20 protein-coding genes are annotated in these 18,503 nt (G+C 71.8%); 12 read left to right on the forward strand and 8 right to left on the reverse strand.

Annotated elements, in window-relative coordinates; all coding sequences use genetic code 11:
* Positions 1–125 precede the first annotated feature (125 nt).
* The 3 genes from AB0A90_RS16780 to AB0A90_RS16790 all read left to right on the forward strand — a co-directional run bounded on the left by AB0A90_RS16780 (position 126) and on the right by AB0A90_RS16790 (position 2,347).
* Entirely contained in the window at positions 126–989 is an 864-nt protein-coding gene (locus AB0A90_RS16780) for a helix-turn-helix transcriptional regulator (RefSeq protein ID WP_357247957.1), read from the forward strand.
* Positions 986–1,198, forward strand: a complete 213-nt coding sequence (locus tag AB0A90_RS16785; protein WP_357247960.1) for a DUF397 domain-containing protein — start codon at positions 986–988, stop codon at positions 1,196–1,198. The genes AB0A90_RS16780 and AB0A90_RS16785 overlap by 4 nt, the downstream gene beginning before the upstream one ends.
* A 198-nt stretch (positions 1,199–1,396) precedes the next feature.
* Entirely contained in the window at positions 1,397–2,347 is a 951-nt protein-coding gene (locus AB0A90_RS16790) for a sporulation protein (RefSeq protein ID WP_357247963.1), read from the forward strand.
* A gap of 63 nt (positions 2,348–2,410) precedes the next feature.
* On the opposite strand, the gene AB0A90_RS16795 is transcribed toward AB0A90_RS16790, so the two are convergent.
* Together AB0A90_RS16795 and AB0A90_RS16800 are read right to left on the reverse strand one after the other, a co-directional pair.
* Positions 2,411–2,788, reverse strand: a complete 378-nt coding sequence (locus AB0A90_RS16795) for a hypothetical protein (RefSeq protein WP_357247966.1) — start codon at positions 2,786–2,788, stop codon at positions 2,411–2,413.
* 178 nt (positions 2,789–2,966) lie between these two features.
* Complete coding sequence (locus AB0A90_RS16800) at positions 2,967–5,009, reverse strand: glycerophosphodiester phosphodiesterase family protein (RefSeq protein WP_357247969.1); 2,043 nt, start codon at positions 5,007–5,009, stop codon at positions 2,967–2,969.
* Positions 5,010–5,199: 190 nt separating this feature from the next.
* On the opposite strand from AB0A90_RS16800, the gene AB0A90_RS16805 reads away from it, so the two are divergent.
* Positions 5,200–5,622, forward strand: a complete 423-nt coding sequence (locus AB0A90_RS16805) for a hypothetical protein (RefSeq protein ID WP_357247972.1) — start codon at positions 5,200–5,202, stop codon at positions 5,620–5,622.
* Positions 5,623–5,698: 76 nt separating this feature from the next.
* Here the strand turns inward: AB0A90_RS16805 and AB0A90_RS16810 are convergent, their stop codons facing one another.
* The gene (locus AB0A90_RS16810) at positions 5,699–7,993 is read right to left on the reverse strand and encodes an ATP-binding domain-containing protein (protein WP_357247974.1); all 2,295 of its coding nucleotides are present in this window, start codon (positions 7,991–7,993) and stop codon (positions 5,699–5,701) included.
* Positions 7,994–8,137: 144 nt separating this feature from the next.
* Here AB0A90_RS16810 and AB0A90_RS16815 point away from each other — a divergent pair, with 144 nt between their 5' ends.
* Positions 8,138–8,764: an SGNH/GDSL hydrolase family protein gene (locus tag AB0A90_RS16815; protein ID WP_357247977.1), complete on the forward strand. Its 627-nt coding sequence runs from the start codon at positions 8,138–8,140 to the stop codon at positions 8,762–8,764.
* Between the two features lie 111 nt (positions 8,765–8,875).
* Here AB0A90_RS16815 and AB0A90_RS16820 read toward each other — a convergent pair whose 3' ends face one another.
* On the reverse strand, positions 8,876–10,021 hold the full coding sequence (locus AB0A90_RS16820; protein ID WP_357247980.1) for a sigma-E factor regulatory protein RseB domain-containing protein: 1,146 nt from the start codon (positions 10,019–10,021) through the stop codon (positions 8,876–8,878).
* Between the two features lie 96 nt (positions 10,022–10,117).
* Between AB0A90_RS16820 and AB0A90_RS16825 the strand changes: the two genes are divergently transcribed.
* Entirely contained in the window at positions 10,118–10,774 is a 657-nt protein-coding gene (locus AB0A90_RS16825; protein WP_357247983.1) for a response regulator transcription factor, read from the forward strand.
* A gap of 74 nt (positions 10,775–10,848) precedes the next feature.
* On the forward strand, positions 10,849–12,234 hold the full coding sequence (locus AB0A90_RS16830; protein ID WP_357248074.1) for an ATP-binding protein: 1,386 nt from the start codon (positions 10,849–10,851) through the stop codon (positions 12,232–12,234).
* Positions 12,235–12,346: 112 nt separating this feature from the next.
* Here the strand turns inward: AB0A90_RS16830 and AB0A90_RS16835 are convergent, their stop codons facing one another.
* Together AB0A90_RS16835 and AB0A90_RS16840 are read right to left on the reverse strand one after the other, a co-directional pair.
* Positions 12,347–14,011 (reverse strand): tetratricopeptide repeat protein, encoded by a 1,665-nt coding sequence (locus AB0A90_RS16835; RefSeq protein WP_357247985.1) that lies wholly within the window; start codon positions 14,009–14,011, stop codon positions 12,347–12,349.
* A 57-nt stretch (positions 14,012–14,068) separates the two neighbouring features.
* The gene (locus tag AB0A90_RS16840; protein WP_357248077.1) at positions 14,069–14,530 is read right to left on the reverse strand and encodes a MarR family transcriptional regulator; all 462 of its coding nucleotides are present in this window, start codon (positions 14,528–14,530) and stop codon (positions 14,069–14,071) included.
* A 49-nt stretch (positions 14,531–14,579) separates the two neighbouring features.
* Here AB0A90_RS16840 and AB0A90_RS16845 point away from each other — a divergent pair, with 49 nt between their 5' ends.
* Both AB0A90_RS16845 and AB0A90_RS16850 read left to right on the forward strand, forming a co-directional pair.
* Entirely contained in the window at positions 14,580–15,101 is a 522-nt protein-coding gene (locus AB0A90_RS16845) for a VOC family protein (protein WP_357247987.1), read from the forward strand.
* Positions 15,102–15,126: 25 nt separating this feature from the next.
* Positions 15,127–15,999 (forward strand): hypothetical protein, encoded by an 873-nt coding sequence (locus AB0A90_RS16850; RefSeq protein ID WP_357247989.1) that lies wholly within the window; start codon positions 15,127–15,129, stop codon positions 15,997–15,999.
* Between the two features lie 97 nt (positions 16,000–16,096).
* On the opposite strand, the gene AB0A90_RS16855 is transcribed toward AB0A90_RS16850, so the two are convergent.
* The gene (locus AB0A90_RS16855) at positions 16,097–16,276 is read right to left on the reverse strand and encodes a DUF4236 domain-containing protein (RefSeq protein ID WP_030333600.1); all 180 of its coding nucleotides are present in this window, start codon (positions 16,274–16,276) and stop codon (positions 16,097–16,099) included.
* Positions 16,277–16,523: 247 nt separating this feature from the next.
* Between AB0A90_RS16855 and AB0A90_RS16860 the strand changes: the two genes are divergently transcribed.
* The 3 genes from AB0A90_RS16860 to AB0A90_RS16870 all read left to right on the forward strand — a co-directional run bounded on the left by AB0A90_RS16860 (position 16,524) and on the right by AB0A90_RS16870 (position 18,005).
* Positions 16,524–16,601, forward strand: coding sequence for a putative leader peptide (locus AB0A90_RS16860; protein WP_350938629.1), 78 nt, complete (start codon positions 16,524–16,526; stop codon positions 16,599–16,601).
* Positions 16,602–16,836: 235 nt separating this feature from the next.
* Positions 16,837–17,397, forward strand: coding sequence for a flavin reductase family protein (locus tag AB0A90_RS16865; protein WP_357247992.1), 561 nt, complete (start codon positions 16,837–16,839; stop codon positions 17,395–17,397).
* Entirely contained in the window at positions 17,394–18,005 is a 612-nt protein-coding gene (locus AB0A90_RS16870; RefSeq protein ID WP_357247996.1) for a malonic semialdehyde reductase, read from the forward strand. The genes AB0A90_RS16865 and AB0A90_RS16870 overlap by 4 nt, the downstream gene beginning before the upstream one ends.
* 39 nt (positions 18,006–18,044) lie before the next feature.
* On the opposite strand, the gene AB0A90_RS16875 is transcribed toward AB0A90_RS16870, so the two are convergent.
* Positions 18,045–18,500 carry an Rrf2 family transcriptional regulator gene (locus tag AB0A90_RS16875; protein ID WP_355032917.1) on the reverse strand — a complete coding sequence of 152 codons (456 nt, stop codon included), beginning with the start codon at positions 18,498–18,500 and terminating at the stop codon, positions 18,045–18,047.
* Positions 18,501–18,503: the final 3 nt, after the last annotated feature.

The following is an 18,503-nucleotide window of genomic DNA, read 5'->3' on the forward strand; positions in this document are numbered from 1 at the left end:
GCCGTGTTTGCACCGGGCTTCCCCGGGGCCGGCGATCACCCTCACCCGAAGGTCACGTTTCCAGTCGCTTGCAACTGGAGCAATGGTTCCTACACGGGCCTCGCCAACACATCGAGAGGTGAACCATGCCGCACAAGCCGTTCATCCGGACCCTTCGCGCGCAATGGCTGGGTCAGCAGTTGCGGGCTCTGCGCGAGGAGCGAGGAATGACGTTGAAGTTGGTCGCTGAGCATCTGCAACGCGACATGTCCGCGCTTGGTCGCTACGAACGCGCGGACTGGCCAATCCGCAAGGGTGATGTGATCGCGTTGCTGGATCTCTACGGATTTCACCACGCCGCCGAGCGGTCCCGTCTGCTGGCGCTTGCCGAGGAGGTGTGGCGCACGGACCGGTGGGACGAGGACTATGGCGACGTCGTGGACGCGTCCTTCATCGAATACCCCTGGCTGGAAGGCCGCGCTGAGCAGGTCTGCTGCTTCCATCTCACCCTGGTGCCGGGGCTGCTTCAGATCCGGGAGTATGCCGAGGCCGTGATTCGCAATGCGGCAGAACCGGGGGTTACCGAGGCGACGATCAACCGATGGGTCTCACTTCGGATGACCCGCCAGGAGGTCCTGAGACGACGCCGCCCACTCACGATTTCCGCGGTGATCGATGAAGCGGCGCTGCGTCGAATGGTCGGCGGCCCGGAGGTCTTACGCCGACAACTACACCACCTCGCGCAGGCGCAACGGCTGGGCAACGTGGCAATCAGGGTCATGCCATTCGGTGTAGCTCTGCACCAGGGGCTCGACGGCACGTTCTGGATATTCCGTCTGCCGGAGCCGTATCCTGCGGTTGCCTACGTCGAGTCGTTGGGTGGGCGGCTCTACCTGGAGTCGCCGAAGGCTGAGCGCTTCGTTCGCGCCTTCGGTCGTCTGCTGGATTCTGCGCTCAGCGAGAGCGAGTCAACGAAGTTGATCACGAGCATCGCGGAGGAGTTGTCATGAGCGAGAGCGTGTCTGAGGTCGCCTGGCACATCAGCAGTAAGAGTGACAGCAACGGTGGTAGCTGTGTCGAGGCCGGGCCGGTCCTGGACGGTTCCGGCCGGGTGGCGGTGCGCGACAGCAAGGATCGCGCGGCGGCGACCCTGGTCTACCCGGCCGGCAGTTGGATGGCCTTCGTCAGCGGGGTCAAAGACGGCGATTTCGCCGCCTGAAGCGCTGATCGACTCGGCTTCACGGAAGTCGGGGTGTCCCGGTCGTGGTGATGCCCCGACTTTCAGGGCAGCGAGTCGATCAAGCGGCGGCACCCTGGCGGGCGCTTCACAGCCACCTCACAGGGGTGCTGGATAGGGTGCCGGTCGAGTCAACGTCCGACTCCAACCAGGAGCGGTCGGCGTCGCACAGGAGTTCCGATGGTCTTCAAGAAGATGTTGAGCGCGTTCGGTGTGGGCGGTCCCAGTGTGGACACTGTGCTGACCAACCCCAACACCCGGCCCGGCCTGACCCTCGACGGGCAGGTCAACCTCGTCGGCGGCGACGCTGAGGCGGCCATCGAGCAGGTGGTGGTCGGTCTGGTGACCCGGGTGGAGGTCGAGGGGCACGACGCCGAATACTCCGGCACCCTCGAGTTTCACCGGATGGCGGTCAGCGGCGCGTTCCTGCTCGCCCCGAAGCAGCAGCTCTCGATCCCGTTCCAGCTCCCCGTGCCGTGGGAGACCCCGATCACCGACGTGTACGGCCAGCGCCTGCACGGCATGACGATGGGTCTGCGTACCGAGTTGGCGATCGCCCGCGCGGTCGACAAGAGCGACCTGGACCAGGTGGCGGTGCACCCGCTGCCGGTGCACGAGCGGATCCTGGAGGCGTTCCAGCGGCTCGGCTTCCGGTTCAAGCACGCCGACCTGGAGCGCGGCCACATCCGGGGCGTGCAGCAGACGCTGCCGTTCTACCAGGAGATCGAGTTCTTCGCCGCGCCGCAGTACGCGAGCACGATCAACGAGGTCGAGCTGACCTTCGTGACCAGCCAGCGCGGCGTCGAGGTCATCCTGGAGTGCGACAAGCGCGGCGGCTTCCTCAGCGCCGGGCACGACGCGTTCGGCCGATTCCAGGTGTCGCACACCGACGTCGACCGGGTGGACTGGGCGCAGGTCGTCGACGGGTGGTTGCGCGAGACCACGTCCCGCTACGGCAACCTGCGGTCCCAGTACGGCTCGGGCCGCGGTCACGGTCACAGCCGCGGGCACGGCATGGGCGGCATGGTGGCCGGCGCGGCGCTCGGCGTCGCCGGCGGCATGGTCGCCGGCGAGATGATCGAGGACGCGTTCGAGGGCGACTTCGGTGGCGACTTCGGCGGCGACGAGTAGCCGATCCGAACACGACGGTGGCCTCCGGGAGGATCTCCCGGAGGCCACCGCGCTGTGAACCGGTCAGTGCCGGGCCTTGCGCTCCTCGCCGCTGCGCCAGTTGCTGCCGGCCTTCGAGAGGCCACGGCTACCGAGGTAGCCAAGCGTCAGCAGGGTGATCAGGAACCAGGCGTTGTCGGCCCGGAAGATGTCCACCCCAGCGGAGTTCTGACCGACGACCTGCGACGCGCCCAGTACGGCGGCCACCGCGATCAGGTAGATCCAGAACTCGGTGGTCTTGAACGCCTGCTTGGTCTCCGTACCGGGTGCCTGCATGTCGTTGCGACGCCCGTCATGCATGACCGGCATCTGCTGGGTCTGCATGTCCCGCATCGACGCGGGATTCTGCGGGTCGTTCATGGGCCGGTTCATCGGCCGGGTGGAAGCAGCCTGCGTGCTCATCTGGTCCTCCTCAGGATGCGATGAGTCGTACCTGCATTCCCTCGCCCCGCTACCGCGTTTCGGCCACGGCACGGTTCGCATTCGTGGCGGGGACAACCCCCGACTACCCGAGGCCCGGGAGCAGGTAACACCGATCGCCGGCCGGAAAATCCGGCCGGCGATCGGGTGGACGACCGGGTCAGCGCAGGCCGTTGCGCCTGGCCACGCTCACCAGAAGGTCCGGGTTGTCGGTGATCATGCCGTCGACGCCGAGGTCGATGACCCGCTGCATCACCGTCGCGTCATCGACGGTGTACGGGATCACCTTCAGTCCGTCGCGCACCTGAAGCGTGCGTACGTCCGGTCCGTGGAAGTATGCCGGGTTCTCCCGCAGGTACCAGTCGTCCGAGGCGACGGTGCCCTGCTTCGGGTCGTGCACCTGCCAGTTGGCCGACACCGTGCCGGCACCGGCGGCCCGGGTCAGCTTGCCGAGGTCCTGGTACTTCCACCAGTCCAGCCCACCGGTCCACGGGCTCTTCACCGACGGGTTGCCGTACGCCGCCTGCAACGAGCACTCGTCGGCGAGGGTCGCGCACTCGGCCGGGCCGTACTGCCAGACCAGCGCGACCGTGCCGATCCGCCGGTCGAGCTGCCGCGCGTACGTGATGGTGCGCCAGTCGAACGACTGGATGGTGGCCCGGTTGGTGAAGCCGGCGCGCTGGATGGCGTCGACCAGCTTGCGGGTGAAGCTGCGGTACGGCTCGGTGTCGTTCACCACCGGGCTGATCTTCGTCTCGATGTTCATCCCGATGTCGCTGCGGCCACTGGCCTTCACCAGGGCGAAGACCTCGTCCAGGGTCGGGATCCGGGCACCCGGCGCGGGCACCTGCGCGGGCAGCTCGGGCAGCGTCTTCGTGCCGCAGTCCACGGTCTTGAGCTGCGCCAGCGTCAGCTCGTGCACCGGCTTGCCCACGTACGGGAACGTCGGGTCACCGCGGCGCACCGGCTTGGTGTCGACGCAGTGTGACCCGTTGACGGTGCGGTCGTGCAGCACCACGAGTTTGCCGTCGGCGGTCACGCCGGTGTCCAACTCCAGCGTGGAGATGGCCCGGTTGGACAGCGCGTTGGAGAAGGCCGGCAGGGTGTTCTCCGGCCGGGTGGCCCGGCCGCCCCGGTGCGCCTGGATGTCGAACGGCGCGGTGTACGCCTTCGGCAGCCGGTAACCGCGCTGCGCCAGCAGGCCCCGCAGCCGGTCCGGGTAGTCGGTGATCATGCCGTCCACGCCGTCGTCGATCAGCTTGGCCATGGTCGGCACGTCGTCGACGGTCCACGGGATCACCTTGATCCCGTAGCGGTGTGCCCGGTCGACCATCTCCTTGGTGACGTACGGCTGGTAGCCCGGGTCGGTGACCGTGCCGTTCTGCGGCATGCCGTGCACCGGTGAGAAGGCGCTGGCGCCGAAGCTGCGGATCGCCCTGATCGGGTCGCCGCCGAAGTCGTCGATGTCCAGCCCGCCCAGCCACGGCGAGGCGCCCGGCTGTCCGGTCTGCAGGAAGTCGTAGTTGGTCAGGGCGACGAGCGGCAGCTTCGGTTCGACCTGGCGCATGCGCATCAGCGCGCCCCAGTCGAAGCTCTGGATGGTGACCTGCTTGAGCAGCCCGGCGGCACGGATCTCCGCCGCGGTGACGCGGACGAACTGGTCGCGGGGCGCGGTCTCGGTCGGTGCCCCGGCCTCCACCTTGGTCTCGACGTTGAGCGTCACGTCCTTCGCCCGGTAGCGGTTCACCAGGGCGAAGACCTCGCGCAGCATCGGCATCCGGGCGCCCGGGACGGCGAGCTGACCGGGCTTGTCCGGCAGCGTCTTCGAGCCACAGTCGAGCGAGCGCACCTGGGCCAGGCTGAGCGTGTTGACGTACTTCCCGACGTACGGGAACTCCGGGTCACCGGGCGTCACCGGGGCGGTGTCGACGCACTTGGCGCCACTGACCTTCCGGTCGTGGGTGACGACGGCCTGGCCGTCCTCGGTGATCTGCACGTCCAGTTCGAGGGTGGTCACCCCCAGTTGGAGGGCGTTGCCGAAGGACGCGAGGGTGTTCTCCACCCGCAACCCGAGGCCGCCGCGGTGGGCCTGCACGTCGAATGTCCGGTCCGGTCGCGGCTTCGCCTGGGCGGGCACCGCGAGCCCGGTCGTCACCGTCGCGGCCACCAGGGCCGCGACGGCGGTACGGCGTACTGTGCGCACGCTGTCATCCCCTCTGCCGGTGGGCATCTCCCGCCGGTCGCCGGACAGCATGGACATCTCGGGCGGCGGGCAGGCGGCCAGCGGGCGGCGCGGCGGTGAACCACCGTGGACGACCTCCCGGTCACCCCGGGTTTGGTCGGCCGGAGGTCGGGCACGCAGTCAGTTCCACAGCTTCTGCGAGGTGATGATCGTGCGTGAGGACGACATGCGGCAGGACGCCGCCCGCCAGGCCGAGGATCGGATCGCCGGAGGCGTGTACGGCAAGGGTGCGGTCGACGAGGTGACGCTTCCCCGTACCGATGTGCAGAGTCAGATCCAGCGCGACGACCCGTTCGATCCGGCGAAGGAACGGATCGACCCGCAGGTGCTGCGCGACGGCGGACCGGTCGGCGGGCAGGGCGCGGTGACCACCACCGGTGGCACCGCCGGTCCGGCGAGCGTGCGACGGGTGGCCCGCCAGCCGGAGCGACACCGGGGCAAGGTCGCCCCGACGACGACCGGCGACGCCACCACCGGCGGCCTGAGCACGCCGCTGAGCGGCAACACCAGCGACCAGTCCACGTCCGCGCCAGAACCAGCCAAGTCGGTCCGAGACCGCTCCACCACCGACTGACCGCCCCCCTGGCGGCGTGATCATGAGGTTGACGTGGCGGTGAGAGATCACCGTCCACGTCAACCTCATGATCGACTCAGTGGGTGGGGCGGAGGACTCCCAGGCGTTGGGTGGCTCGGGTGAGGGCCACGTACAGGTCGCTGCGGCCGCGGGGGGACTCGGCCACCATCCGGTCCGGGTCGACGACCAGCACCGAGTCGAACTCCAACCCCTTGGCCTGCGCGACGGTCAGCACCACCACCCGGCTCTCCAACTCCGGATGCTCGCCGACGGCGGCCTCCGGCAGCGCGGCGGTCACCGCGGAGCCCAGCTCGCCCACCCGGCCGGCCGGCACGAGCACCCCGAGCCGACCCTCGGTCAGCGCGGTCGCCTCCCGGGTGGCCTCCGCGACGAGTTCCGCCGCCAACCGCTCGGCGGGCACCGTCCGGTCCCACGGGGGTACGCCGCCCTCCCGCACCGAGCGCGGCGGACGCAGCGTCGGATCGATCTCCGCCAGGACATCGGCGGCGACCGCCATGATCTCGGCCGGGGTGCGGTAGCTGACCGTCAACTCGGTCAGCCGCCACCGCTGCGCCACGTACGGGGCGAGGGCATCCGCCCAGGACGGCGTGCCGCTGAGCGCGCCGGTCTGTGCCACGTCCCCGACGATCGTCATCGACCGGCTCGGGCAGCGGCGCATCAGCAGCCGCCAGGCCATCGGGGACAGCTCCTGCGCCTCGTCCACGATCACGTGACCGAACGCCCAGGTCCGGTCGGCGGCGGCCCGCTGCGCGGTGGTCAGCCGGTCGGCCTCCTCCTGCCGCTCCAGCAGCCGGTCCGCGTCGATCAGGTCGGTCACGCCGAGGATCTCACCGCCCTCGGCCTCGTCCTCGACGTCGATCGAGCGGGAACCCCGGGCGATCTCCAGCACGCCCTCGGCGTACTCCCGTTCCATCATCCGGATCCGGTCCCGCCGGGCGGCAGCGGCCCGCTCGTCTTCGCCGAGCAGCTCGGCGGCCTCGTCCAGCAGCGGTACGTCGGCCGGCGTCCAGCCACCCGGCTCGCGGTGCAGCAGCGCCCGCTCGTCGTCGGTGAGCATCGGCGCGGCGGCGGCGATCCGGTCCGGATCGGCGTACAGGTCGGCGAGCAGGCGTTGCGGGGTGAGCACCGGCCACAGCCGGTCGAGGGCGGCCTGGACCTCCGACTCCTCGCGCAGCTCGCGGCGGATCTCGGCCCGGTCGGCCTCGTCGAGCAGGTTGTCCCCGCCCAGTGGGTCGGCGCCGATCCGTTCGGCCACCTGGTCGGCGAGCGCGTGCACGATCTCCGTCGCGAACAGCGTGCGGGCCAGGTTGTGCGGGCGGTCGACCCGCCGCACCCGGTCCCGGGCGGTGCGCACCGTTTCCGGGTCGAGGCTCAGCGCCTCCCGCTCGACCTCGATCTCCAGCGGCTCGTCCGGCACCCACTGCCGGTCCCGTACGGCCAGCGCCAAAACCTCCGCCAACACGCCCCGGCCCTTGAGCGCCGCGGTCTCGGCCGGTTCGGTCCGTTGCGCGCTCACTCCGGGGAAAAGATCACCCTGGGTACGCAGCAGCACGCCCGTCTCGGCCAGCGTCGGCAGCACCTGGGAGATGTAGCGCAGGAAGGTCGCGTTCGGGCCGACCAGCAGCACGCCGCGGCTGGAGAGTTCCCGGCGGTGGGTGTAGAGCAGGTACGCCGCCCGGTGCAGCGCGACGGCGGTCTTGCCGGTGCCGGGGCCGCCCTGCACCACCATGACGCCCGGCAACTCCGCCCGGATGATCTCGTCCTGTTCGGCCTGGATGGTCTCGACGATGTCGCGCATCCGGCCGGTCCGGCCCGCGTTGAGCGCCGCGAGCAGGGACGCCTCGCCGGTCAGCTCCTCGTGGCCGCCGGGGGAGGCGCTGTCGATGTCGAGCACCTCGTCGTTGAGCCCGGTCACCTTGCGCTGCCGGGTCCGCAGGTGCCGGCGGCGGCGTACGCCCTGGGGGTTGGCGGCGGTGGCGAGGTAGAAGGCGCGGGCGGCGGGGGCCCGCCAGTCCATCAGCAGCGGATCGTAGTCACCTGTGGTGTCGAAGATGCCGATCCGGCCGATGTAGTGGCGGGAGTCGTCGTCACCGTCGAGACGGCCAAAGCAGAGCCCGTTCTCCACGGCGGAGAACTGCTCGACCTGATCGGCGTACATCGCTACCGAGCTGTCGCGCTGCGAGCGGTCCTGGAGGGTCCCGCCGGTGTTGCGCAGTTCGGCCGTGAGCCGGTGGGCGGCCTGCTCACGTAGCCCGTCCAGCCGGTCGTAGAGCATCGAGACGTACTCCTGCTCGCGACCGATCTCGTCGTCGAGCGGCAATTCGCCGGAACCGCCGGAGTGCCTTGACAAGCCGTCTCCCTAAAGATTAGAATCCTTTGCAGGAACGGCTTTTAGCCGTTCTTTTTTGTGTCCTCGAACTGTTGAAGATAGCGCGTTCCGCCGGTTCTCACCAAGCCCGGCGGGTCGGCGCCGGTGATCGCGAGGTGGCGTCCGATGATCCTGCGGGCCGGGCAACGCGTCGTCTTCATCGGCGACAGCATCACCGATTGTGGTCGTCGCGACGTCGCCGCGCCCTACGGCTCCGGTTACGTCAGCCTCGTCCGCGCGTTCGTCGACGCCCGGCACCCGGAGCTGGAGCTGACCTGGGTCAACCGGGGTGTGGGCGGCGACACGGTACGGGACCTGGCCGCCCGCTGGGACGACGACGCCATCGCCGAGCGCCCCGACTGGCTCGCGGTGCTGATCGGCATCAACGACATCTGGCGGCACTACGGCGACCGGCCGGAGGAGGCCGTGGGGATCGAGGAGTACGAGCGCACCCTGCGCGACCTGCTGGGGCGAGCGGTCACCGCGACCGGCTGCCGGCTGATCCTCGGTGACCCGTTCCTCATCGAGGCCGACCGTGGTGTCCCGCAACGCGCCGACACCGACCGGTACGCGGCGGTGGTGGCGAGGCTGGCCGCCGAGTTCGACGCGGTGCACGTGCCCAACCAGGCGGCGTTCGACCGGGTGCTCGCGGTCAGCCCGTCGACGCGCTGGGCCGACGACCGCGTGCACCCGTACCTGCCCGGCCACGCGGTTCTCGCCGACGCCTGTCTCAGCGCCCTCGGCGCCGGCTGACTCAGCACCCGGCGCGCCCGGCCGCTGATCGAGCGCCCGCCTGCGCGCGAGGGCCGGACACGATGACGCCGGGCCAACCACGAGGGTCGACCCGGCGCGGACATCGGAGGATCAGCCGCGAGCAGCCTCGTAGAGCCGCTCGGGAGTGACCGCGCCGGCGAGGACCCGGCCGTCGTCGGTGAGCAGCACACTGAACAGCTTGCTGGTGAGTAGACGACCGCTACCCCAGTCGCCCTTGACCGCCGCGAGCCCGCCGAGCAGCTTCGACAGGTCCATGTCGGGTGCGGCGCCGGCCGGTGGCGCGGCCGGCTTCGCGTCGGCCGGCTTACCGCCCACGGCCGGCTTACCGCCCATCGCCTCGTCGAGGCGGGCGACCAGCACGGTCGTCCAGCCGGTGCCCACCGCGCGCACCTGTGGATCACCGGCCGGCTCGACGTGGCCGGGCCTGCCCGCGCCCGGCCGCTCGGCCTTCTCCTCGGTGACGGTCACGCCGGGCGGTGGGTTGAAGGTGAACTGGTCCGCTGCGGGCCGGCGGTAGTCGATCTGGGTGAAGGCCATCTCGAACGCCGGCTGGTCGCTGCCCTTCGCGAGCACCTCGAAGCGCAGCGGCACGTGCTGCTTGGCGTCGATGGCGATCCGCAGCTGGTGCACCAGGGAGCCCTCGTCGCGCGGCTGGAGCACCAGCTCGTACGCGTCCTGACCGGCGACGGTCGCCGAGCGGCCGACGCTCACCTGGGTGCTCGGGTCGATCGCGGCCAACGCCAGGTCGGCGGCCTGCTGCGGAGTGGCCGGCAGGCTCGGGCGCGCCTCGGGCGCCGCCCGTCCGGTCTCGGCGTCGCCAAGCGTGCGGTGGCGGGCGGTGTTGGTCCGGCTCTCCCAGGTCCACACGTCCCGGCCGTTGCGGATCACGTCCTGCTCGCCGAGGGTGTCCAGCAGCGCGACCCGCTGCCGCTCCGGGCCGGAGTACCAGACCCGCAGGGTGTGCGTGCCGGTCAACATGCTGGTCAGGTCGTTGCCGGGAATCAACCCGACGAGTGACGGCAGGCCGAGGTCGGCGCGCTGCACGACGGTCCCGGAGACCCCCTCCAGCCGGGAGGTCTGCAGGTCGACCAGGAGTTGGGCGGCGGTACGCGGCGGCAGGCTCGGCTCAGCCTCGGCGGCGAACGTGCCGATCGCTGCTCCACCGCCGATGACGGCGACGGCTGCGGTGGCCGGAACCAGCCAACGAAGGACGGGACGGCTTCTCAGGACGGACATGGTGGCACCTCCTGCTGCCATCCTCCTCCCTCGGGCCTGAGAACGTGCTGAGGACGCCGAGTCGGCACCTGTTGACCCGGGTGGCACCCTTGAACCGTGCGGTTGCTGGTGGTGGAGGACGAGGCCCGGTTGGCGGATGCCCTACAACGCGGCCTGCGGGCCGAGGGGTTCGCGGTGGACGTGGCGCGGACCGGCCCGGCCGGCCTGGACGCGGCCCGGCACGGCGGGTACGACGCGATGATCCTGGACGTGATGCTGCCCGGCCTCTCCGGCTACGAGCTGGTCCGCACCCTGCGAGCGGAGCAGCACTGGTTGCCGGTGCTGATGCTCTCCGCCAAGGACGGCGAGTACGACCAGGCCGATGGCCTCGACTGCGGCGCGGACGACTACCTGACCAAGCCCTTCTCGTACGTGGTGTTGCTGGCCCGGCTGCGGGCGCTGCTGCGTCGGGGCGCGCCGGAACGCCCGGCGGTGTTGGCCGTCGGTGACCTGCGACTGGACCCGGCCCGCCGACGGGTGACCCGCGCCGACGCCGAGGTGACGCTCACCGCACGGGAGTTCGCGCTGCTGAACTACCTGATGCGCCGGCCCGGTCAGGTGATCTCCAAGATCGAACTGCTGGACCACGTCTGGAACGCGAGCCTGGAGACCGCGCCGAACATCGTCGAGGTGTACGTCGGCTACCTGCGCCGCAAGCTCGGCCGGGACCGGTTGGAGACGGTCCGGGGCGTCGGTTACCGGCTGGCGACGTGACCACGGGCGGGCCAGCGCCGGCCCGTCGCGCATGGGGCGGCTGGCTGCCGGTGCTGGGGCTGCGGGGGCGGCTCCTGGCGATCGGAGTGTTCGGCCTCACCATCGGGCTGGCCCTGGGTGGGGTGGTGCTGCTCGGCGCGCTGCGCTTCGTGCTCCAGCGAAACGTCGACACCGAGGCATTCCGGACCGCCGACGCGGTCGCCCTGCTCGCCGCCGAGGACGTGCTGCCCGACCCGCTGCCGGTGGCCGGTGGGCAGGTCCGCGTCCAGGTCGTCGACGGGCAGGGACGGATCAGGGCCGCCTCGATCGACGCCGACCGGCTCGTCCCGATGGTCCGCCCGGAGCGGCTGCACCGGGACCGTCGGCAGCAGTTGGACGTGCCGGCGGAGCGGGTCGGGCTCGCCGGCCCGGTGCGGGTGGTGACCGTGCCGGCCGGCACGGCGGACGATCCGCTCACCGTCCTGGTCGCCCGCTCGATGGCCGACGTGCGGCAGAGCACCCACGTGGTCCGGGTCATCCTCCTGGTGGCCTTCCCGCTACTGGTGGCCGTGCTGGCCGGCGTGGCGTGGCGGGTGGTGGGCGCGACGCTGCGGCCGGTCGAGGCGTTACGTCGGGGCGCCGAGGAGATCACCGGGCGGGCCGGTACCGGTCGGTTGCCGGTGCCCGCGTCGGCCGACGAGATCCACCGGCTGGCGGTCACCCTCAACGGCATGCTGGACCGGCTGGAGTCCGGCCGAACACGTCAACGGGCGTTCGTCTCCGATGCCGCGCACGAGCTGCGCAGCCCGTTGACAAACATCCGGACCGAGCTGGAGGTGGCGCAGCGCCTCGCGGACCGCACGGACTGGACGGCGGTGACCGCCAACCTGCTGGCCGACACCGACCGGCTGAGCCGGCTGGTCGACGACCTCCTGCTGCTGGCACGCCTGGACGAGGCTCCGCCGGCCCGGGGGACCGGCGCGGTGGAGTTGGGCGGGCTGCTGACCGAGGTCGCCGCCCGCTACCCGGCGTCGCCGGTGCGGGTGGCCATGCCGCCGGGGCCGCTGTGGACGATCGGCAACGCCGACGAGTTACGGCGCGTGCTGGCCAACCTGGTCGACAACGCGGTACGGCACGCGTCCGGCGAGGTGGTGCTCGCCGCCGAGGCGTCGGCGGCGCGGCAGCGGATCGGGGCTGGCGTTGGGGCGTACCACCTGGTGACGGTGACCGACGACGGCCCGGGGATCCCGGCGGCCGATCGGGAGCGGGTGTTCGACCGGTTCACCCGCCTGGACGACGGCCGCGCCCGCGACGACGGCGGCGCCGGCCTGGGGCTGGCCATCGTCCGGGAGTTGGTACGACGCGCCGGCGGCAGCATCACCCTCACCGACGCCCCGGAGCAGCACGGGCTCCGGGTGTGCCTGCTGCTGCCGGCTGCACCGGCCGAGGCGTCTCCGGGGCACATGGTTGACGCACCGTGATGGCGCTGGTGCCCCCGCTCACCCACTTCGGCATGCCGTCGGCGTGGCCTTTGTGACGCGCTGTCACATCTGAATCGCCAGGCCAGCGGTCACGGTCCGTCAGCCTGTCAGGTCAGCGGCGGCGGGTGCAGACCTGCTCGGAGTTGGCGACGGTGTCGGTGGACCAGACCACGGCGACGGTGAAGCAGTAGTCGTTGGTGCGGTTGAGCGCGTAGATGACGTAGCTGGTGGTGCCGGCGGGCAGGGTCGCGAAGACGTTGCGGTCCTGACCGGTACGGCCACCCGCGATGACCACCGGACCCTCGCTGCCGGCCGGGTAGGTCCAGTTCAGCGCGATGCTGTCCCGGGTGTCGCGCAGGCTCACCGCGCCGGGCGGACTGCCGGGCGGCGCGCCGGCGTCAGCCGGCGTGGGCGCGGCACTGCCCGAGCTGGGCGCGGGGGCGGCGGGCGCGCTGGCGGTGGGGGAGCTGCTCGCCGGCGGCGGAGTCGGCTCGTCGTCGCCGTCGACCCCGGCCACCCCGGCGATCACCGCGGCCGCGCCGAGCAGCACCACGACCACGCCGGCCACCAGCACCGGCACCAGCCGGTTGCGCTGTGCCGCCGGTGCCCGGTGTACGGGGACCGGCAGCAGACGCGACGGCGTGTAGGGCTCAACCGGCGCGTACGGGTCAGCCGGCGTGTACGGGTCGGCCGCAGCGTTCGGGTCGGACGGCATGTACGGGTCGGACGGCGTGTACGGGTCGGACGGCGTGTACGGGTCGGACGGCGTGGCGGGGCGGTGCAGCCGGTACACCCCGGGCTGCTCCTCGGCGCCGCCGGCCAGCCCGATCACCGACGGGGGCACCGGTGGGTCGGCGTGGTGGGGCGAGGGTTCGTCCGCCGTCTCGGGTGGCCACCTGGTGCCCGTCGACCCGACCGGCTCGTCGGCGGGTGTTCGCGGATTCGGAACCGTGCCGCCGGCCGTCGACCCGGCCTGGTGGGGGGCCGGTGGCTGGTGGTCGGGCTCGATCGGGTCGTCGTCGTGCGGTGGGACGCGGGCGGCCGGCACCACAGGCGTGTCCCGGGCGGTGGGCGGGTTGTCGGCGCAGGCGTGGTCGGGATTGGCCGCCGCTCGGGCCAGGGCCGCCACCTGTGCGGCCAGCGGATCGTCGGCGGGCAGGTGCTGCCGGCACAGCTCGCGGGCCAGCGCCAGGTTGTCGTGCGCCTCGGTGAACTGCCCGCAGTCGCGCTGCATCGCCCCGAGCCGCGCCAGCATCTTGATGCCGCTGGGGTGCCCGTCGCCGTAGATCTCCCGGTGCAGCTCCCAGGCGTCCTGGAGCCGGTCCCGGGCGAGCGTGCACTGGCCCCGGGCGTACTCGACGGTGGCCAGGTCGGCGTGTGCGGCGAGCACCCGCAGCGACTCGGGGCCGTCCTGCGCGGTCAGCTCGATGATCACTTCCTGGTAGAGCCGCGCGGCCCGGGAGTGGCTGCCGACCCGGTGCAACACCGCGGCCAGGGTCGCCGCGGCGGCCACCGTGCGCGGGTCGGAACGGCCGTGCAGCCGGGTGGTGGCCGCGTACGCGAAGGCGGCCCATCCTCGGGCCGAGTGCGGCTCACCGAGGGCGACCAAGACTCGCGCCTGGAGGCTGGCCGCCTCGGCCAACTCTCCGGTGGCGTTGGCCGGGCGGGGGTCGGCGTCGGTGAGCGCGTCGGCGAGCAGTTGCTGCGCGCCGGCCAGATCGCCGGCCGACACGAGGTGGTGCGCCTGGTCAGTCAGTTCGCCGAAGCCGGAAGACACGCCCCATCGTGCTCATTCGACGACGGTAAGTACAAGACCCGCGCCGGTGTCGATTGGTCAGGATCTCCTCAGGTGGTCGGCCAGGGTTTCGCTGATTCGGCGCAACTGGTCGACCTGGGCGGGGCTCAACGCGTCGAACAGGTGCCGGCGTACCCCCTCGACGTGGCCGGGCGCGGCGGCCGCGAGGGTCGCGAAACCCACGTCGGTGAGCAGCGCGACCTGCCCACGCCGGTCGGTGGGGCAGTCCTCGCGACGCACCCATCCGGCCGCCTCCAGCCGGGCCACCGCGTGCGAGAGCCGGCTGCGCGACGACCCCGCGGCCTCGGCCAGGTCGCTCATCCGTAGTTGGCGGCCGGGGGCCTCAGAAAGCCGGACCAGGATCTCGTAGTACGCGTGCGGCATGCCCGCCTCGCGCTGCAGCTCGCGGTCGAGGGTGTCCATCAGCATCCGGGACGCGGCGAGGTACGCGCGCCACGTGCGCTGTTCGTCGGGGTCCAGCCAGCGGGTCATGACGGCCATCATAGCTCAGGTGGTTGAACGTTCAACCAAACCGCGCTAGCCTGGGGGCATGGGTATCCACCGGCTCAACCACGCGGTCCTCTACGTCAGTGACCTCGCCCGCAGCGTCGCGTTCTACCGGGACGTGCTGGGCTTCCGTGCGGTGGCGATGACCCCGGACGGCTTCCGGGGCGCCACCTTCCTCCAGGCCCCCGACTCCACGAACGACCACGACCTCGGCCTGTTCGAGATCGGTGCCGGAGCCGGACGGTCGACCGCCGGCCGGGCCACCGTCGGCCTCTACCACCTCGCCTGGGAGGTGGACACCCTCGACGAGTTGGCCGTCACCGCCGAGCGGCTCGCCGCCGCGGGTGCGCTGGTCGGCACCTCCGACCACGGCACGACCAAGAGCCTCTACGGGCAGGACCCGGACGGCCTGGAGTTCGAGATCGTCTGGCTGGTCCCCGCCAACCTGCTCGACGACGCCGCGCTGACCGCCCGCAAGCAGATCGGTCGGCTCGACCTGGACGCCGAGCGGCAGCGCTACGGCGGGCAGACCCGGGGCGGGGTGGGGATCTCCGTGCCGGCCTGACCAGGCCGTACGGTAGAACGGACCGATGTCGACCGACCGGACCACCGATTTCCTCCGCGCGCTGCTGGTCCGCCAGCTGACCACCTGGCTGCCCACCGCCCTGCACCGCTCCCGGCGGGCCACCGTGGCGCTCGCCGGCACCGACGCGGGCGGCGCGGTGGCCGCGCTGCAGCTGGTCGCCGCGCACGCCGACCAGCTGCGCGGGCGGCAGGTGACGGTGCTGGTGCTGGCCGACGGCGCACCCGACCTGCCGGCCCGCCTCGGCCCGGTCGAGGCGGAGCTGCCCGCCGAGGTCACCGTGCACCTGCTGCCCGGCGCCCCGGACCGGCTGCCGGTCGCCCTGAAGGCGGCCGGCGCGGCCGGCTCGCCGCTGTTCTCCTTCGTGGACGTGCCCGGCGAGGTGAGCCGGGACCTGCTCACCGCCGCCGCGAACGGCCGTACCGGGGAGGTGCTGCTGCACGCGGGCAGCAGTGCCCGTCACGCGCTCGTCGCGGTCGGCTTTCCCCTGGTCGCCGAGCTGGTGCCGGTGCTGCCGGATGGCGAGGCCGCCGGCGTGATCGCGTTCGGCAGTCGCTCGGACCGGAGTCTGGAGGCGGTCCGCGACGCGCTCTGGGCGGTCGGCGCGGACCTCGGCGTGCGCTACCGCGACCCGGCCGGCGCGACGGTCGACGTGGCCGGCGATCCCGACCTCGAACCGCTGGCCCGCGAGCTGCTGGCGGAGCTGCGGCGGGGCGGACCACGGTCGGTCACCGAGCTGCGTCGGCACACCCTCACCGCGACCGTCTACCGTGCCGCCGACGCCAACCGGGCGCTGGCCGACCTGCTCGACGCGGGCGACGTGCGACGCGACCGCGAGGCCGGCAAGCTCGCCGGCGACGAGCTGATAACGCCGAGCTGACCAGGCCCGTCCCCGCCCCCGGGCCGGGAGTTGAGAGCCCGCAGACGCCGAGCGGGGTGCCGGTGAATCACCGGCACCCCGCTCGACTCCCGGGAGGCTACGACCGGGACTTGTCCTGCTTCCAGGACAGCGGACCCGGCAGGTCGACCCGGTGCGCACGGGCCTTGGAGTTCCAGGACCAGCGCCCGATCTTGATGCTCCACGAGGAGAAGCCGTTCTCGGTGAAGTTCAGGATGATCGGACCGTACTTCTTGCGCTTGCGAAACATGAGGCCCATCGGAGGTCTCCCCTCGTCACCGTTCCCTGCCGTGTCGAGATCGAACATGCCCGAACCGACAACTTTTGAAACCCTCTCGCCGTCCGTCCTGGACAGTGCCGGTCGCGCACCGCCAATCTCTATTCAACAGATAGGTGTTCTGCCACGGTAGGCACTGCTAGGGGCGCTTTGTTGCATCGGCTACGGTGCAATTCTCACCTTCTGGAAGACCGTTGACCGGCCGATCCCGTCCCGGCAACATGAGGTCATGTCGCAGCGGGATGAGCTTCACCTCACCGCTCGTGTGCACGTCGACCTGGTCCGGCACGCGAGCGCGCTCTGTTGAGCTGACCGGTCCACCCGGCTCGGCTCCAGCGTCACACTCACACCGCCGGCCCGCTCAACGCGGAGCAGCGTGCCTCCCCACCCCCTCCGAGCGTCCCCGCCTCCCACCGTGGACAGATCAGGAGACTGCGCATGTCCCCACCTCGTTTCGCCGACGCCCCGATCACCGCCGCGCGCCGCTGCTCCGGCGCTCCCCGACAGACCCTCGCGAACCCGGCGCCGGCCCAGGTGTCGGCATGACCACCGTGGAGCGTCCACAGGTGGACGCGGCCGAGCTGCGACCGGTGAGTTCGGACCTGTTCCGTGCCCTGCTGCGTCGACAGGCCACCAGTGTCACAGTGGTCACCGCTGTCGCCCGCGCCACCGACCCCGCCCGCCGGGGTGGGATCGGCGCGGCGATCCGGGCCGGTTTCACCGCCACCTCGTTCACGTCGGTGTCGCTGGACCCTCCGCTCGTCTCGTTCTGCCTCGGGACGGCGTCGTCGAGCTGGCCGGTGCTGGCCCGCGCCGAGCACGTCGCGGTACACCTGCTGACCGCGGGGCAGCGGGACGCCGCGACGATCTTCGCCACCAGTGGCATCGACCGGTTCGCCGCGTACCCGGACTGGACGCCTGGACCATTCGGGGTGCCGCTGCTGACCGGCGTGCTGGCCCGACTGTTCTGCCGGGTGGTGCACCGGGTGCCCGCCGGCGACCACACGCTCGTCATCGCCGAGCCCCTGGCGCTCGGCGATGGCGGCGACGGCACGCCACTGGTGCACCACCGCGGCGGCTACACCGCGCCGGTACCCCGGTGACGGCAGCGACCGCACCGGACCTGCTCGCGTTGGACCGGGCCGCCCAGGACCTGCTGTTCCGGGCGGCCCGCACCGCCAACACGTTCACCGACGAGCCGGTCACCGACGCCCAGGTCGCGGCGATCCACGACCTGATCCGGTACGGGCCGACCGCGTACAACGGCCAACCGCTGCGGGTGCTGGTACTGCGCAGCGCGGCGGCCCGGGCGCGACTGCTGCCCCACCTGTCGTCGAGCAACCGGGCGAAGACCGCCAGCGCTCCGCTGGTGGCGGTGCTCGCCGCCGACGTGGACTTCCACGAGCGGCTGCCCGAGCTGTACCCGCACCGCCCACAGGCCCGCGACTGGCTCACCGATCGGGCGACCCGGGTCGAGCAGGCCCGGTTCAGTGCGACCCTGCAGATCGGCTACCTGCTGGTGGGCGTACGCGCGGCGGGGCTCGCCGCCGGTCCGATGGCCGGGTTCGACGCGGCGGGCGTGACCCGCGAGTTCTTTCCCGACGGGCGGCACGAGGCGCTGCTGGTCATGAACGTGGGCCGTCCCGGCTCGGGCTCCTGGCAGGATCGGCTGCCCCGGCTGCCCACCGAGGACGTGGTCCAGACGCTCTGACACGCCAGTGGATCAGCGTGGCTCCCAGGCGCGGGTTGATCAGCGTGGCTCCCACGCGTCGGGCAGTGCGGTGAGCTTGCGCACGTGGGCGGGCAGTCGACCACTGACGATCTCGGCGAGGCTCACCTCGTCGACCACGCGCCGGACTGCCGCCCGCACCGCCACCCACAGGCCGGGCAGGTTCTCCGCCGCGCCCTCGTACCGGGTCTCCTCGGGGCGCAGGCCGCGCACCCCGGCCAGCGGGCCGTCCACCGCCCGCAGCACCGCGCCGACGGTCACCTCGCGCGGCGGACGGGCCAGTGTGTAGCCGCCCTCGGCACCGCGCTGGGCGCGGACGATGCCGGCCCGGCGCAGATCCGCCAGGACCGCCTCCAGGAACTTGCGGGGCATGTCCTGCTCCCCGGCGATGGCCTGGGTGGACAGCAGCGAGGGGTACGCGGTGGCGAGGCTCAGTGCCGCCCGTACCGCGTAGTCGCCGCGCGCGGAGATCTGCACCCT

Source organism: Micromonospora sp. NPDC049204, from assembly GCF_040647935.1.
GTDB lineage: Bacteria > Actinomycetota > Actinomycetes > Mycobacteriales > Micromonosporaceae > Micromonospora.